Origin of the sequence: Pseudomonas sp. NFX183 (genome assembly GCF_047943075.1) — a bacterium.
Lineage (GTDB): Bacteria > Pseudomonadota > Gammaproteobacteria > Pseudomonadales > Pseudomonadaceae > Aquipseudomonas.
Genome location: NZ_CP181333.1, coordinates 3,673,213 through 3,688,439, shown reverse-complemented (window position 1 = coordinate 3,688,439; position 15,227 = coordinate 3,673,213). Strand labels below are relative to the sequence as shown.

At 53.7% G+C, this 15,227-nt stretch carries 12 protein-coding genes; 3 read left to right on the top strand and 9 right to left on the bottom strand.

Going from position 1 to position 15,227, the window contains the following annotated elements:
* Window positions 1-2: 2 nt before the first annotated feature.
* From argR to acs, 7 genes are all read right to left on the bottom strand, one after another.
* The gene (gene argR, locus ACM530_RS17195) at window positions 3-983 is read right to left on the bottom strand and encodes a transcriptional regulator ArgR (protein WP_106576113.1); all 981 of its coding nucleotides are present in this window, start codon (window positions 981-983) and stop codon (window positions 3-5) included.
* A gap of 245 nt (window positions 984-1,228) precedes the next feature.
* Complete coding sequence (locus ACM530_RS17190) at window positions 1,229-1,993, bottom strand: ABC transporter ATP-binding protein (protein WP_416362740.1); 765 nt, start codon at window positions 1,991-1,993, stop codon at window positions 1,229-1,231.
* A 27-nt stretch (window positions 1,994-2,020) separates the two neighbouring features.
* A complete protein-coding gene (locus ACM530_RS17185; protein ID WP_416362739.1) occupies window positions 2,021-3,133 on the bottom strand; it encodes a succinylglutamate desuccinylase/aspartoacylase family protein in 1,113 nt (370 codons plus the stop codon).
* Window position 3,134: 1 nt separating this feature from the next.
* A complete protein-coding gene (locus ACM530_RS17180) occupies window positions 3,135-3,833 on the bottom strand; it encodes an ABC transporter permease (RefSeq protein ID WP_416362738.1) in 699 nt (232 codons plus the stop codon).
* Window positions 3,830-4,519: an ABC transporter permease gene (locus ACM530_RS17175; RefSeq protein WP_416362737.1), complete on the bottom strand. Its 690-nt coding sequence runs from the start codon at window positions 4,517-4,519 to the stop codon at window positions 3,830-3,832. Before ACM530_RS17175 ends, ACM530_RS17180 begins: the two co-directional genes overlap by 4 nt.
* 91 nt (window positions 4,520-4,610) lie before the next feature.
* Window positions 4,611-5,396: an ABC transporter substrate-binding protein gene (locus ACM530_RS17170; protein WP_106576110.1), complete on the bottom strand. Its 786-nt coding sequence runs from the start codon at window positions 5,394-5,396 to the stop codon at window positions 4,611-4,613.
* 692 nt (window positions 5,397-6,088) lie between these two features.
* A complete protein-coding gene (gene acs, locus ACM530_RS17165) occupies window positions 6,089-8,044 on the bottom strand; it encodes an acetate--CoA ligase (RefSeq protein ID WP_056861684.1) in 1,956 nt (651 codons plus the stop codon).
* Between the two features lie 397 nt (window positions 8,045-8,441).
* Here acs and ACM530_RS17160 point away from each other — a divergent pair, with 397 nt between their 5' ends.
* The gene (locus ACM530_RS17160) at window positions 8,442-8,711 is read left to right on the top strand and encodes a DUF2790 domain-containing protein (RefSeq protein WP_416362736.1); all 270 of its coding nucleotides are present in this window, start codon (window positions 8,442-8,444) and stop codon (window positions 8,709-8,711) included.
* 577 nt (window positions 8,712-9,288) lie between these two features.
* On the top strand, window positions 9,289-10,539 hold the full coding sequence (locus tag ACM530_RS17155; RefSeq protein WP_032879817.1) for a ribonucleotide-diphosphate reductase subunit beta: 1,251 nt from the start codon (window positions 9,289-9,291) through the stop codon (window positions 10,537-10,539).
* A gap of 256 nt (window positions 10,540-10,795) precedes the next feature.
* Here ACM530_RS17155 and drt3b read toward each other — a convergent pair whose 3' ends face one another.
* Both drt3b and drt3a read right to left on the bottom strand, forming a co-directional pair.
* The gene (gene drt3b / locus ACM530_RS17150) at window positions 10,796-12,766 is read right to left on the bottom strand and encodes an antiviral reverse transcriptase Drt3b (RefSeq protein WP_416362735.1); all 1,971 of its coding nucleotides are present in this window, start codon (window positions 12,764-12,766) and stop codon (window positions 10,796-10,798) included.
* Window positions 12,759-14,024, bottom strand: coding sequence for an antiviral reverse transcriptase Drt3a (drt3a, locus tag ACM530_RS17145; RefSeq protein ID WP_416362734.1), 1,266 nt, complete (start codon window positions 14,022-14,024; stop codon window positions 12,759-12,761). Before drt3a ends, drt3b begins: the two co-directional genes overlap by 8 nt.
* Before the next feature lie 431 nt (window positions 14,025-14,455).
* On the opposite strand from drt3a, the gene ACM530_RS17140 reads away from it, so the two are divergent.
* Complete coding sequence (locus tag ACM530_RS17140; protein ID WP_416362733.1) at window positions 14,456-14,980, top strand: Bro-N domain-containing protein; 525 nt, start codon at window positions 14,456-14,458, stop codon at window positions 14,978-14,980.
* Window positions 14,981-15,227: the final 247 nt, after the last annotated feature.

Sequence of the window (15,227 nt, the reverse complement as noted above, 5' to 3'; positions counted from 1 at the left end):
GGTCAGCCGCGCTCGGACGGCACCGACGACAACTCGAACGGGCTGCTGCTGCGGCGTTGGTTGCGGTCTTCACGCGGGGTAGCGCCGAAGAAGTTGCGGTAGGCGCTGGAGAAGTGCGGGCCCGAGGAGAAGCCGCACGACAGGCCGATCTGGATGATCGACTTGCTGGTTTGCATGAGCATCTGGCGCGCCTTGTTCAGGCGCAATTCCAGGTAGTACTGGCTGGGAACGCGATTAAGGTATTGCTTGAAGATGCGTTCAAGCTGTCGTCGCGACACGCATACGTGCTGGGCGATTTCGTCGGTGGTCAGCGGCTCTTCGATGTTGGCTTCCATCAGCAACACGGCCTGGGTCAACTTCGGATGGCTGGAGCCCAGGCGGTTCTGCAAAGGAATGCGCTGGCGCTCGCCGCCTTCGCGAATGCGTTCGACCACCAGTTCTTCGGAGACGGCGCCGGCCAGTTCGGCGCCATGGTCACGGGCCAGCACGGCCAGCAACAGGTCGAGTACCGACATGCCGCCGCAGGCGGTCAGGCGATCACGGTCCCAATCGAACAGATGGCTGGTGGCGATGACCTTGGGGAAGCGCTCGGCAAAATCGTCCTGCCAGCGCCAGTGCACGGCGGCGCGGTAGCCGTCGAGCAGCCCCAGTTGCGCCAGCGGATACACACCCGCCGACAAACCACCGATCACGCAACCCGCCCGCACAAGCTGCTTGAGCGCAGCGCTCAGTTGCGAGGCGATGACGGTCGGCGGCTCGTCCGCCAGCAGGAACAGTTTCTGGAAACCCTCGAGCTTGCCGGCCCACGGCTCGCCCGGCAATTGCCAGGCGCCTTCGGTGGCAGGCTCGGCGAGCAGGAACGACAACTCGTAGACCACGTCCGGATGCACCCGCTGAGCAACGCGCAAGGCCTCCTCAGCCAGCGCAAGCGTCAGGGCTTTTGTGCTGGGCCAAATCAGGAAACCAATTTTGTGGGCGGTCATGGAGTGCTATCCGAAACGAAGAACGGTAATGAAGACAAGGGCCAATGCTAGCCCGGAAACCAACACAAATCTCAAAACATGTGGAGATCTAATGTGGGAGCGGGCTTGCCTGCGATGGCGGCGTGTCTGTGCCAGAGAGGCAAACTGACCCACCGCCATCGCAGGCAAGCCAGCTCCCACAGGGGATCGAGGCCAGCCTTAAAGCTGTGAAGCATGCACTAACTCGGTGCACAAAGCAGTCTTGATTATTTCAGGCTGCCGGACAGGAACTGCTGCAACCGCTCAGACTGTGGGTTCACCAGCACTTCACGCGGGTTGCCACGCTCTTCAACGATGCCTTTGTGCAAGAACACCAGCTGGTTCGACACTTCACGGGCAAAGCCCATTTCGTGGGTCACTACCACCATGGTGCGGCCTTCCTGGGCCAGGTCCTGCATCACCTTGAGTACTTCGCCGACCAGTTCCGGGTCGAGGGCCGAGGTCGGTTCGTCGAACAGCATCACCTCAGGCTCCATCGCCAGGGCGCGGGCAATTGCCACACGCTGCTGTTCGCCGCCGGACATGTGGCCTGGGAACGCATCCTTACGATGGCCCACACCGACTTTGGCCAGGTAATACTCGGCTTTTTCACGCGCGTCTTTTTTCGACATGCCCAGCACGTGCACCGGGGCTTCCATCACGTTTTCAAGCGCGGTCATGTGCGACCACAGGTTGAAATGCTGAAACACCATCGACAGGCGCGAACGCATGCGCTGCAGTTGTTTCGGGTCGGCAGCCTTCATGGCGCCGTCTTTGTTGGCCACCAGTTTCAGCTCTTCGTTGTTGAGCAGAATCTTGCCGGCGTGAGGTTGCTCGAGCAGGTTGATGCAGCGCAAAAAGGTACTTTTGCCTGAACCACTGGAACCGATGATGCTGATCACATCACCGGCCGCGGCGGCCAGGGACACACCTTTGAGCACTTCATGACTGCCATAGCGTTTATGCAGGTCTTGGACTTCAAGTTTGTACATGCGGTCGGTTCTCACAAAAACAGGTGGTCAGTCGTTGAGCAAGCGCCCGTGACGCAGCGCTTCGCGCCCCGCCACCTTGGCCAGCCAGAAACCCGCTTGGGCATAACGCAGCCGTTCAACGGCAAACAACACCCCGGACGTGCCCGCACACACAATGCTGACGCGGTCGGTCAAGGGATCAATCACTTCAAAAATCGGCTCGCCGGTCTCCACCCAGTCACCGGCTTGACGCAGGTAACTGATTACGCCGGCATGGGGCGCGAACAACAGCTCGGTCCCCTCGAATGGCAGGCCTTCGCACGGCTCATGCTGCGGCGCGGGCCATTCGCCCTTGATCAGGCCTTGTTCGGCCAGGAACGCGAGGATGCCTTCAGCGTGGAAGATCGCCTCGTCGCGGCCGGTGTCGGCCTGGCCGCCCAGCTCCAGGGTCGTCGCCAGGCACGCCAGCGGAATCTGCGCCTCGGGGAACGCCCGGGACAGGCGCAACCACGGCAGCGAACAGGCTTCATCGAACGAGCTGCCGCCGGAGTCTTCCGCCAGCAGGCCGACTTTCACATTCAAGTGCGCCGACAGCGAACGCCATTGCGGCCAGTGTTGCGGCAGCGCGTACATATGCAGCGCGGCTTCGGCATCGCAATGCAGGTCGAGGACGATATCGGCGGTGCAGGCGTGGCTGAGCAAAACGCGCTGCATGCCTTGCAACTGGCTGCTCGGCTCGGGCAACGCGGTGAGCGCATCGCTCATCGCCTGGCGGATCATGCGCACATTGGCGTGCGGGTCATCGCCCAGCTTGCCCTGGAGCAACGCGGCGACCGGCTCGCTCAACTCGACGAAATCACGGTTGAAGTTCTTGCCGCTGCCGACTTCGAAACGCCCCTGGTGGCTGCCTTGCAACAGCTGGCCCAGGCCCATCGGGTTGGCCACGGGCACCAGCTCGATCACGCCATTGAGCGCACCTTGCTGTTCCAGTTCGGTGAGGCGTTTTTTCAGTTCCCAGGCGGCGCGCATGCCGGGCAATTCGTCGGCGTGCAGGCTGGCCTGGAGGTAGGCCTTGCGCTCGCCGCTGCCGAAACGAAACACGCTCAGCTGGCGCTCGCAGCCCAGGTGGCCCCAGGGCAACAGGTGATCGATACGTTCCATATCAGTGCTTCCGTGGCGCCAGGTAGCTGAGCCAGCGGCGCTCGGCCAGCTTGAACAGGCGTACCAGGATAAAGGTCAGGCACAGGTAGAACACGCCGGCCGTGATATAGGCTTCGAACGGCAAGTAGAACTGGGCGTTCACTGTGCGCGCGGCGCCGGTGATGTCGATCAGGGTGACGATGGACGCCAGGCTCGTGGTCTGCAGCATCATGATCACTTCGTTGCTGTACTGCGGCAGCGCACGGCGCAGGGCCGATGGCAGCAGGATGCGGCGGTACAGCTTGTAACGCGACATGCCCATGGCCTTGGCCGCTTCGATCTCACCGTTCGGCGTGGCCTTGAGGCTACCGGCGATGATCTCGGCGGTGTAGGCGCTGGTGTTGATCGCAAAGGCCAGGCACGCGCAGAACGTGGCGCTGGACAGCAGCGGCCACAGGAAGCTTTCGCGCACGGCTTCAAATTGGGCCAGACCGTAGTAGATCAAAAACAGCTGCACCAGCATCGGCGTGCCGCGAATCACGTAGGTGTAGAGCCAGGCCGCACCATTGACGATCGGCTGCTTGGACACGCGCATCAAGCCCAGGGGCAAGGCGACGAGCAAGCCGAAGAACAGCGAGATGGCGAGCAATTTCAGGGTGGTCACCAAGCCGCCGAGGTACAGCGGCATGGCGTCCCAGATGACGTTGTAGTCGAAGATCATAGATCAGCCGCCCTTACGCCTACCGAGTAGCGCTTCTCAAGATAGCGCAGGGCCAGCAACGACACGCTGGTGATCACCAGGTACATCGCCGCCACTGCGAGGAAGAAGGTAAAAGGCTCGCGGGTGGCGTCTGCCGCCTGCTTGGCCTTGAACATCATGTCTTGCAGGCCCACCACCGAAATCAGCGCGGTGGCCTTGGTCAGTACCAGCCAGTTGTTGGTGAAACCAGGGATCGCCAGCCGAATCATCTGCGGCACCATCACCCGGAAAAACACCTGGAAAGAGCTCATGCCATACGCAAGGCCGGCCTCGGCCTGGCCCTTGGGAATGGCCATGAAGGCGCCACGGAAGGTTTCCGACAGGTAGGCGCCAAAGATGAAACCCAGGGTGCCGATACCGGCGGCCAAGGGGTTCAAGTCGATATAGTCGTCATAGCCGAGCATCGGCGCGACGCGGTTCAGCAAGACCTGACCGCCGTAGAAAATCAGCAGGATCAGCACCAGGTCGGGGATCCCGCGGATCACCGTGGAGTACAAGTCACCCAGCCAGGCCAACCAGCGCACCGGCGACAGGCGTAACGCGACCCCGATCAGACCCAGAACAATGGCCAAGGCCATGGACGACAAGGCGAGCTGAAGCGTCAACCATGCGCCATCGAGGATGACGGCCCCGTAGCCTTTCAACATGATTCAGGTCCTCGAAAAGGGGGATGAAAAAATGGCGCAAACCGCAGGAATTCTGTTGCTTGCGCCATTCTGGACAGACAGCTAGGACGAGTTACTTAGGGTCAGCGCCGTAAATATCGAAGTCGAAATATTTGTCCTGGATTTTCTTGTATTCGCCGTTGGCACGGATCGCTGCGATGGCCGCGTTGATCTTGTCCAGCTCGGCCTTGTCGCCTTTACGTACAGCGATGCCGATGCCGTCGCCGAAGTACTTGGCGTCGGTGAACTGTGGGCCCACGAACGCGTAGCCTTTACCGGCCGGGGTTTTCAGGAAGCCGTCTTGCAGCAGGGTGGCGTCAGCCACGGTGCCGTCGAGGCGACCGGCTTCCACGTCCAGGTAGATTTCGTTCTGCGAGCTGTAAGGCACAACCGTGGCGCCTTTAGGGGCCAGGACTTCCTTGGCGAAACGATCGTGGATCGAACCGCGTTGCACGCCGATTTTCTTGCCTTTCAATTCATCCAGGCTGTCGCTGACCGTGGTGCCTTCCTTCATCACCAGCTGCGCTGGGCTCAGGTAGTAACGGTTGGTGAAGTCCACGGACTTTTTGCGGTCTTCGGTGATGGACATGGACGACAGGATCGCGTCGATCTTGCGCACTTTGAGCGCAGGGATCAGGCCGTCGAATTCTTGCTCGACCCAGACGCACTTGACCTTCATCTCGGCGCACAGGGCATTGCCGATGTCGTAGTCGAAACCGACGATGCTGCCATCCGGCGCCTTCGAGGCAAACGGAGGGTAAGCCGCTTCGATACCAATCTTCAGGGGCTTTTCATCAGCGAAGGCCTGCATCGACAGCACGGACAGCGCCAGGGCGCCCAACAGCACAAGTTTCTTCATCTTGGGACTCCATCGGTAGGGCAAAAAGCAGAATGAGCCGTGGCCCACGATGCGACTTAAGTGAAACCGAATAGCGGTGCTGCGTCCTACCCCGGTTCAGCATGGGAGACGACGAGCGAGTGATCGGCATTCTAACGACAGGCCGGAAGCCGATATTTCCTCAATGCGACAACAATTTACAGAAGCACTGAGAAAGCGGTTCCAGCACATTGACAGCCTCTGAATTTTATGCAGAGACAAAAGATATTAAACCTGTTGATGCTGCAAATTGCGGGCCTATTATTCGCAAACCCTTCTAGCACGGCAAGTCTGGCGTTTAATCTTATTTCAGAGGGTGTCTAAAACGGGGCTTTTCGGGGCACAGGCGTAGCACTTTGCCTCAGGTTTGGGCGTGGGGTTACACATTTGCAGGCTTCGGTAACATTCAGAAACGTCCTACGGGGTAAGTCGATATTTATTGGCTTGGTGGTTATGTCGGTCTGTCAGACCTACACCGCCTTGTCCATGAAATACATTCCAAATGTGGGAGCTGGCTTGCTCGCGAATGCGGTGGGTTAGCTGCACATCTGCTAACTGGTCCATCGCATTCGCGAGCAAGCCCGCTCCCACAGGGGATTTGCATTGGCTTCGATATCCTGCAAAAAAGCCCCACCCAGCTCACGCCGAATGGGGCTTCGTCCCACCAACCCGCCTTACGCGACGTTCATGGTCTTGTGCGTTTCAATCAAATGCGCCACCACACCCGGATCAGCCAAGGTCGAGATATCCCCCAACCCGTCATATTCAGCCGTGGCAATCTTGCGCAGAATCCGCCGCATGATTTTCCCCGAGCGCGTCTTCGGCAAGCCCGGTGCCCACTGGATCACATCCGGCGACGCAATCGGCCCGATCTCTTTGCGCACCCAGTTTTTCAGTTCCAGGCGCAGCGCTTCGTTCGGCTCTTCACCATTTTTGAGCGTGACATACACATAGATGCCCTGCCCCTTGATGTCATGCGGCACGCCCACCACCGCCGCTTCGGCGACTTTCGGGTGTGCAACCATCGCGCTTTCGATCTCGGCCGTGCCCATGCGGTGGCCGGACACGTTCAACACGTCATCCACACGGCCGGTGATCCACCAGTAGCCATCCTCATCGCGACGCGCGCCGTCGCCGGTGAAGTACATGCCACGGAAGGTCTTGAAGTAGGTGTCGACGAAGCGGTCATGGTCGCCGTACAGCGTACGCGCCTGGCCTGGCCACGAATCGAGGATCACCAGGTTGCCTTCGGCAGCGCCCTCGATGATGTTGCCCAGGTTGTCCACCAACGCCGGCACCACACCAAAGAATGGCCGCGCGGCCGAACCCGGCTTGAGGGCATGGGCACCCGGCAGCGGGCTCATCAGGGTGGCGCCGGTTTCGGTCTGCCACCAGGTGTCGACGATCGGGCAACGGGATTGGCCGACGTTCTTGTAGTACCAATCCCACGCTTCCGGGTTAATCGGCTCACCGACTGAACCGAGCAGACGCAAGCTGCTGCCGTCCACACCTTCGCAGGCGGCGGTGCCGGAAGCCATCATCGCGCGGATCGCAGTAGGCGCGGTGTAGAGGATATTGACCTTGTGCTTGTCGACGATCTTGCCGACACGGGTGATGTCCGGGTAGTTCGGCACGCCTTCGAACAGCAATGTGGTCGCGCCATTGGCCAACGGGCCGTACACGATATAAGTGTGGCCGGTGACCCAGCCGACGTCGGCGGTGCACCAGTAGATTTCGCCCGGGCGGTAGTCAAACACGCGCTCGTGGGTCAGGGCCGCATACAGCAGGTAGCCGCCGGTGGTGTGCTGCACGCCTTTGGGTTTGCCGGTGGAGCCGGAGGTGTAGAGGATGAACAGCGCTTCTTCGGCGCCCATCTCTTTGGGCGCACACACAGTGCCCGCCACTTTCATCAGGTCTTCGTACCAGATGTCGCGATGCTGGTTCCACTTGATGTTGCCATTGGTGCGCTTGCACACGATGACTTTCTGGATGCTGCTGGTTTCCGGGTTGGTCAGTGCGTCGTCGACGTTGGCCTTCAGCGGAATTTTCTTACCGGCGCGGATGCCTTCGTCGGCGGTGATCACCACCTTCGACTTGCAGTCGATGATGCGACCGGCCAGGGCTTCCGGCGAAAAGCCGCCAAACACCACGGAGTGAATCGCACCGATGCGGGTACAGGCCAACATGGCGACCACGGCTTCGGGGATCATCGGCATATAGATAGTCACCACGTCGCCGCGGTGCACATCCTGGCCGCGCAGGGCGTTGGCAAACTTGCAGACTTCTTCATGCAGCTCGCGGTAGGTGATGGTGCGGCTTTCGGAAGGGTCATCGCCTTCCCAGATGATCGCCGCTTGGTCGCCACGCTCGGCGAGGTGACGGTCCAGGCAGTTGTAGGAAACGTTCAGGGTGCCATCGGCGAACCATTTGATGTCGACATGGTGGTCGTCGAAAGAGGTCTGCTTGACCGCGGTGAAAGGCTTGACCCAGTCAAGGCGCTTGGCTTGCTCGCGCCAGAAGCCATCGGGGTTGACCACCGACTGCTGGTACATGGCCTTGTAGGTCGCCTCGTCGGTCAGCGTGTTGGCTGCTACTTCGGGGCGAACGGGGTACAGGGAAGCCGCACTCATCTTTCTTACCTCGGTGACAATAGTTGTTTTTGTATGCCCTGTTGTAGCCGGGGCGCCCCCATAGAACCATTCGACGATGGTAGTAACAAGCCCCTACAAATTGCCCCGCCATGCCCGTTTACGTCTCTGGCCCGCGCCCTGCGTGGCTTTCCGGCTGGATGAAAAAACCTTTATCAGGGGATTGTTACAAAAACCGCCAATAGTGTTTATCAAAAGCACGGGTATATGAATATAACTCGCGGGCCTAAAATCAACTCCGCCAACAAGGCAACGTGATTAACAACGTAACAGCCCCCACGAAGGCAACGTTAATCCGAACTTCCCAACTCTTAAGTTACACACGCGGCCTCATAAGGGCCCCGTGCCCCCTTTCGCCCTGAAGAAGGTAAGTAAAGAAATGAAAGCTCTCGTAGTTATGGCCCTCAGCAGCTTGTGCGCCAACGCCGCCCTGGCCGATGAGGCCCCGACCGAGCTGGCCGGCCAGAACGCCCCGATCGTTGAGGATTACACCTACAGCACTCACCTGGATGTTGCCAAAGTATTGTCCATGAGCACTGTTCCGGAAGTATGCCAAGTGGTACCGGTACAAATGGAATATGAAGACTCACACGGTCAACGTCATATTCTTAATTACCAAGTTATGGGCAACGGTTGCTCTAACGGGTAACAGGTTATTGAGTCAGGTTTAAACCGGATCTTGGTCGCCGCAAGTAATCGTTCTTGCGGCCAAGAACCTATTTCGAACCCACTATGAAACAAATGTGGGAACTGGCTTGCCTGCGATGGCAATTTCAGCCTTACCCACCTCCCAAAGCCCGCCACCTACCCGCCTCTGCTGCCCCCACAAAACCTATCCCACCGCCCGTCAAAAAATTCCTGTCCCGGCAAAGCCTTGCAAACACGCGCCTTGGCCGAAAACCAAGCTATTTTGGCGCTCAATCGTGACCATCCGCCGCAACACAAAGCCGAATTTTTCCCTATAATGCGCGGGTAAATCGGGCCTGCAATATCCCTTTACACTGGGATGAAGAGCCAGACCTTGAGCCTGCGCTGGAGCATGCACCTGTCGCTCCGCCCCTCAAGCCTCACGCAGAACACCCGTTACCCAATTCCGTTTAATGCCTGCGCGAGCTGTTGCAACAAACGATTCCTTAAGATCCACCGCGGCCTCTGGGCCGTGTGAACACCCAACCATCCGGTTTCACACGGGCACCTTTGAGCCCTCACGCAGGAGACGACACGTCATGCTGAGCTGGGACGAATTCGACAAAGAAGAAGAAGGCGAAGTAGCCGCTAAAGGCGCCAACGCCGGCCACGCCACCGAAGCCAACATGGACCGCCTCGACGGTGCCGGCGCTGCCGCCGCCATCGAAGCCCGCGCCGTCACCGCCAGTGACTCCGCCGCCATCGTGCGCGCCAAGGCTGCCCTGGACAAACTCGACGTCGCCGAAGGCCTCGCTGAGCTTGAAGGCTCCGCCGCCCGCGTCGCCGTTGACGAAAAACGCATGATCAACTGCCGCGCCGACCTCAACCAACTCGTGCCCTTCAAGTACGACTGGGCCTGGCAAAAGTACCTCGACGGCTGCGCCAACCACTGGATGCCGCAAGAGGTCAACATGACCGCCGACATCGCCCTGTGGAAAAACCCCGAAGGCCTGACCGACGACGAACGCCGCATCGTCATGCGCAACCTCGGTTTCTTCTCCACCGCCGACTCCCTGGTTGCCAACAACCTGGTCCTGGCCGTGTACCGCCTGATCACCAACCCGGAGTGCCGCCAGTACATCCTGCGCCAGGCCTTCGAAGAAGCGATCCACACCCACGCGTATCAGTACTGCATCGAATCGCTGGCCATGGATGAAGGCGAGATCTTCAACATGTACCACGAGATTCCATCGGTCGCTAAAAAGGCAGCCTGGGGCCTGAAATACACCCGTTCGATCTCCGATCCGAAGTTCGAAACCGGCACCGTCGAGACCGACAAAGAACTGCTGCGCAACCTCGTCGCTTACTACTGCGTGCTGGAAGGCATCTTCTTCTACTGCGGCTTCACCCAGATTCTGTCGATGGGCCGTCGCAATAAAATGACCGGCGTGGCCGAGCAGTTCCAGTACATCCTGCGCGATGAGTCGATGCACCTGAACTTCGGTATCGATGTGATCAACCAGATCAAAATCGAAAACCCACACTTGTGGGATGCCGAGATGAAGGAAGAGGCGACCCAGATGATTTTGCAGGGGACGCAGCTGGAGATTGAATATGCGCGCGATACCATGCCGCGTGGGGTTTTGGGCATGAATGCGGCGATGATGGAGGATTATCTGAAGTTCATCGCTAACCGTCGTTTGTCGCAGATTGGGTTGAAGGAAGAGTATCCAGGGACGACTAACCCGTTCCCGTGGATGAGCGAGATTATGGACTTGAAGAAAGAGAAGAATTTCTTTGAGACTCGGGTTATTGAGTATCAGACGGGTGGGGCGTTGAGCTGGGATTAAGTTTGAGAGCTAAATACCCGCTGAGTTAAAAACAAGAAAGCCCTGAACGTGTTCAGGGCTTTTTATTATATTTAGAAGAAAGTGGCCTCACCCCTAAGTGTGTGCAACATCTCACGTATGAAATGCCGCTCCTAACACAATCCACATATCTTCCTATTAGGCGCCAATGCTTCTTGCAGTAGGTAGTGTAAGCGCAAACTGTAAACAATTAAACGCAGAGGAGCTATTGACCACTTCCAGCATAGAAAATAACAGACTAATAAACCTGCTTCAACTCTTTTTTTTCCAAAGCATTCAACAAATCAATTTCCTTCCAATTCACAAACCAGAATTCATTTGACTTTTTATTTGAAAAATACTCATCAGCCTTAGCATTTGTCAGCATCCCCCCTCCGGTAGCTTTGTAAAAATCTCTCAGCCACTTCTTCCTTATATTGATATCAATATAAGGGCAGGTTATAGAATCTAAAAACAGCGAAGCTTTCTCAGCCACTACCTGTAGATCTGACAAATCTATAAGCCTACTGCTAATTTCCTTAACTACACTTTGCCGCACCGAGTCATACAACTCATATGACTTAATATAAAACAAACACGCCACCAAATAGAAATAGGAGCGATCCCGGCCAAATATCTGATCAACTAAAGTAGCAGGAAGCAAATACTCCTCTCCCAAGTCACTTATAGCCAAAATCACATTTAACTCTTCAAGTAGTATGAAATTCTGAACCTCTGAACCTACCCCACCTATCTCACTAGAAAGCAACTCAAGAGCCAGCTCAAAGGTCCTTTGCTTCACTGTATGCTCGTAAGGGCCGAGCATGCTTTCAGAAAATCTCGACATCAATATAGTAGAAGCACATATCTTATAGGAGGAACTTACTGATGGAGAAACAGAGTAGAAAAAATACATAACCTCCAGAAAAACAAGGAGTACATCACGATACTGATTTTGTGATTCAGAATCTCGCATCGGTAATTTAACATTTATAAGCCGCTTAACCCTCTCAAAAAAAGCAGAAATCAGATATGACGAGACCTCATCATAATCCACAGAATTAGAGGAGCATGTAGACTTTATTGCATCAATAAAACTTCTAACTAAGTTATCTCGCCTATATATTTCTTTAGGGCGAAGTACAGCATCAGCTTCTTCCGAGATCAAAAACTTCTCACAAAACTCATTAACCTTAACATTAACATCCCTTATAACCCTTGACTTTGCCGTAAAAAACGGCCGTGAGAAAGACACAGATTTGGAACTATTAACATGCAAATTATAGGAGGCAAGACAATCCGCATAAACCTTATAAACCCTCTTTGCAGTGTCATCATTCGGAGAAAAAATAAATACATCATCAACATAACGTTTTATAGAATAATCAACACCATAAATCAGAGGCTTAGAAGCATCAGCCAGACGTTCCTGGGCGCTACAGTCAATATCCTGGAAAATTATCTCTGCAAAAATCCTACTAATTTCAGGTCCAATTAAAATACCATTAGTTTCATTATAGTTTGCCGCTTGCATAAGGGAATCGAAAGACTGACCAAAAGTTGATGAAACGCCAAGCTTTGACTTAACATACTGCTTTTCCTTAACAGCCCAACTTATCGAATGAGTATAAATACTGTCAAAACACTTGGATACATCCATAGTCAAGAGAAATGCAAATCTCTTCTCAAGGTTCAAAAAAAATCTAGAATTAAAAAATTTATATAATCTGTCGAAACCAGCATAGGAGTAAAACGATGAGCTATGCTTGATAGCCTCCTCTGAGACAACTTGACTAACGCCACCTCTTTTATATTTGCTAACATTCTCCCATGAGTTTTTATAATAAAAAACACCTGCAACTTTTTTTGGACAGCGAATAGAAAACGCACTTGAAGAGCAGTAATGAATAATTAACTTCTCATTACGCTCATAGAATTTCATCATCTGCAACTGCGATATTGGGTGCACCACAGACAAGCGGCGAAAGTCAATAGAATTCTTCCTTATTTTATAGTGATAAGGAATAGTAAAATACTTTTTCCTACCCTGCCCCTCAACTAACTTTTCATATAGATACTTAGAAACGTCTGTATCACCACCTTTTGAAGCGCAGCGAAAATACAGACCATCATTCGCAAAAATTAACGGAGTTTCAAAAGGAATGGTTTCCGTAACCAACACTCTATAATAATCACTCTTTTTGACCTTTTGCGTTTTCTTATTAAGCATAAGCCCAACACCTTTGTATTAGCTTAAGATTCTCTCGGGAAAAATGCATGAAAGTTTTATCTTCAAAACCACGTACAAAGCTGAATTTAAGCAAACTTCGACGCTGCGCAACGCTGGTATTGCAAAAAAAACCTTCAAAAACCTTACCCTTACTCGAAAGTATCGCCTTCCTTACATAAGCATCCAACTCTACTAAAGACTTCGAAACAGAGCTATCGACCCTATGGTAATTATAAAATATACCCGCCAACCGTTTTCTATCACGATCAACATCAAGAACGCTAAAATTAGACGTTAGGAACCTTAACCTTAAAACAAGAAGAGAGAAATCCTTCGTCCTCACATAATCTAGCAACGCCTTAGACATTCGCGTTTTTATTTTTTTAACCTTAGAATCAGCTATGTCTAAGTAAACATCTCTAAAATGCTGACCTCTCTTTAGTTCGGAGTTGCTCGAAGGCTCAAAAACCGAAAACTTATATCCTAAATATTCAAACTCAAGCAGACACATAGCAGCGCCAGCTTTATATGGAGACACGTCAGAACTAACGGCTTTAACAAACTGTTTTCTATGATTTAAAACCAAACCTTTGGGAAGATGTTCACTGACAGACCTTAAAAACTCTTGCTCAGACTCAATACCACTTGTAATTAAAATTATATCATCCACATATCTAGAATAAAAAAACACCTCACTTTCAATCTCTATCCACTTATCAAAGTCCCTCATCAGAACCTCGGTAATTGTGGCGCTTAACGCAAGCCCTCTCGGAACACCAGTCCCTCCAGTCATTGCATGACCACTAACCAGCCCTCCAATGATTTTCTTTGTTGCAGGACTTACATCGTTTCTGAGAACCACCTTATTTAAGATATCATCTTCTGAAAAAGACTCATAAAAACTTTTTACATCTAGTCGATAAACTCGATACGAGACACCCTCCGACAATAGATTTTTAACATTAGCAACTATTGAATCTCTAACATTATTCTTAAGCCCAGAGACAACTCGAACATTTCTATTCACCTTTCTTAAAATCAACTCATCATGAAACCTTGCAACGCGATATACCTTTTTCCCTCTAATAACTGTATAGGCGAGAGGAGAACATTTTGAAAAACCTCCGGCCACACTCACTACCGAGTTCAAAAGTAGTCCATTTTTGTATATTGGATCTCGGAGTCTTTTATGTTTATTGAAGTCACTTTTCCTTAACTCTTTACTAAAAGTCACATAGTTAAAAGAGTGGTCGTACATTTCTCCTCCTTGAGCGTTAGCCCGGAATCGCAGCGCAGTAGCCTAATGCCTTCATCAATTACTAATGTAACTGAGTTAAATAAGCAAGCTTGACCTTCATTGTGATCCTACTTACTCTACTGTTGAGCCTAAGAAACTCGACAACCAGAGCGGTCCTCCGCACCCGACAGCCATGCGGCTTTTTTTCGCCAGCGGTTTCTCTACGTCTGTGAAAAAATCCCCGTTATGTCGGGAGTGGGCGAATACAAGACCCGAAAGGGGAATATGTCCGGCCCGTCTCTGGTGGGTTTCTTAGCTCCCGACACCCATAACGCCTGCCCTAAGAAAGCAACCAGAGGTAACGGAAATGCCTGGATACTTTGCATCCCCTGCGAAGGTCATTCGCAGCACCCGCACCATTTCTCAAACACGCTTCGCCTCGGAGGTGTGTCATGCATGAACCTACCGTCTTTACCCGCCAAAACCTGCAACTGCATGCCCTGCTGCTGGAGAACCAGCCATGGTTCTGCGCTCGCGACCTTGGTCGCCTGATGGGGCTTTATCTGGCTGAGCGAATGGTGAGCAAGCTCGATGAGGATCAGCGGCAAACCCTGGAAATCTGCTATCACGGTCAGCCTGAAAACACGCTGATGATCAGTGAGTCCGGTGTGTATGCATTGCTGGTGTACCACTACTCACCAGGACATCGCTTGCTGCGTGAATGGTTGACCCATCAAGTCGTGCCAACCTTACGTGACAAGCATCAACCACGATCTTCAGACCGCCCGATGCTGAGCTTGCTGGATTGGCCGGAGATGTCGTTGAGCCTTCTGCATTGGCAGGACGAAGGGTGGATTCGGTTACGTGATATGCCATACCTGTTGCTCAACAGGACTCGCCGACGGGTGCCGCCGAGCAAGACATGGTTTCAAAAGTTGGCAGAGTTATTTCAGCCATCAAGCCATTCGACACGCTGAAACCTCAACGCTAGCCCGTCCGGGCTGATACTCGGACGGGCTACCAACACACATTTCCCAATCCAAGCTGTGACAATACCGGATGCCTTCCGGCGTTCATTCCTATGCCCGACCGGGTAAACTCCCTTGATCATTGCCAGCAAAAGCACAACATCATTACCTCTGGCTGATCTGAATTGCATAACCGTTATCAGCCTGAACCCATGCAGTGGGCGCCAGTCACACAGTTATGAGAACCCGCTCCAAA

Coding starts and splice junctions, on each gene's coding strand:
- argR (WP_106576113.1), bottom strand. CDS start 983: ATGACCGCCCACAAAATTGGTTTCCTGATTTGGCCCAGCACAAAAGCC.
- ACM530_RS17190 (WP_416362740.1), bottom strand. CDS start 1,993: ATGTACAAACTTGAAGTCCAAGACCTGCATAAACGCTATGGCAGTCAT.
- ACM530_RS17185 (WP_416362739.1), bottom strand. CDS start 3,133: ATGGAACGTATCGATCACCTGTTGCCCTGGGGCCACCTGGGCTGCGAG.
- ACM530_RS17180 (WP_416362738.1), bottom strand. CDS start 3,833: ATGATCTTCGACTACAACGTCATCTGGGACGCCATGCCGCTGTACCTC.
- ACM530_RS17175 (WP_416362737.1), bottom strand. CDS start 4,519: ATGTTGAAAGGCTACGGGGCCGTCATCCTCGATGGCGCATGGTTGACG.
- ACM530_RS17170 (WP_106576110.1), bottom strand. CDS start 5,396: ATGAAGAAACTTGTGCTGTTGGGCGCCCTGGCGCTGTCCGTGCTGTCG.
- acs (WP_056861684.1), bottom strand. CDS start 8,044: ATGAGTGCGGCTTCCCTGTACCCCGTTCGCCCCGAAGTAGCAGCCAAC.
- ACM530_RS17160 (WP_416362736.1), top strand. CDS start 8,442: ATGAAAGCTCTCGTAGTTATGGCCCTCAGCAGCTTGTGCGCCAACGCC.
- ACM530_RS17155 (WP_032879817.1), top strand. CDS start 9,289: ATGCTGAGCTGGGACGAATTCGACAAAGAAGAAGAAGGCGAAGTAGCC.
- drt3b (WP_416362735.1), bottom strand. CDS start 12,766: ATGCTTAATAAGAAAACGCAAAAGGTCAAAAAGAGTGATTATTATAGA.
- drt3a (WP_416362734.1), bottom strand. CDS start 14,024: ATGTACGACCACTCTTTTAACTATGTGACTTTTAGTAAAGAGTTAAGG.
- ACM530_RS17140 (WP_416362733.1), top strand. CDS start 14,456: ATGCATGAACCTACCGTCTTTACCCGCCAAAACCTGCAACTGCATGCC.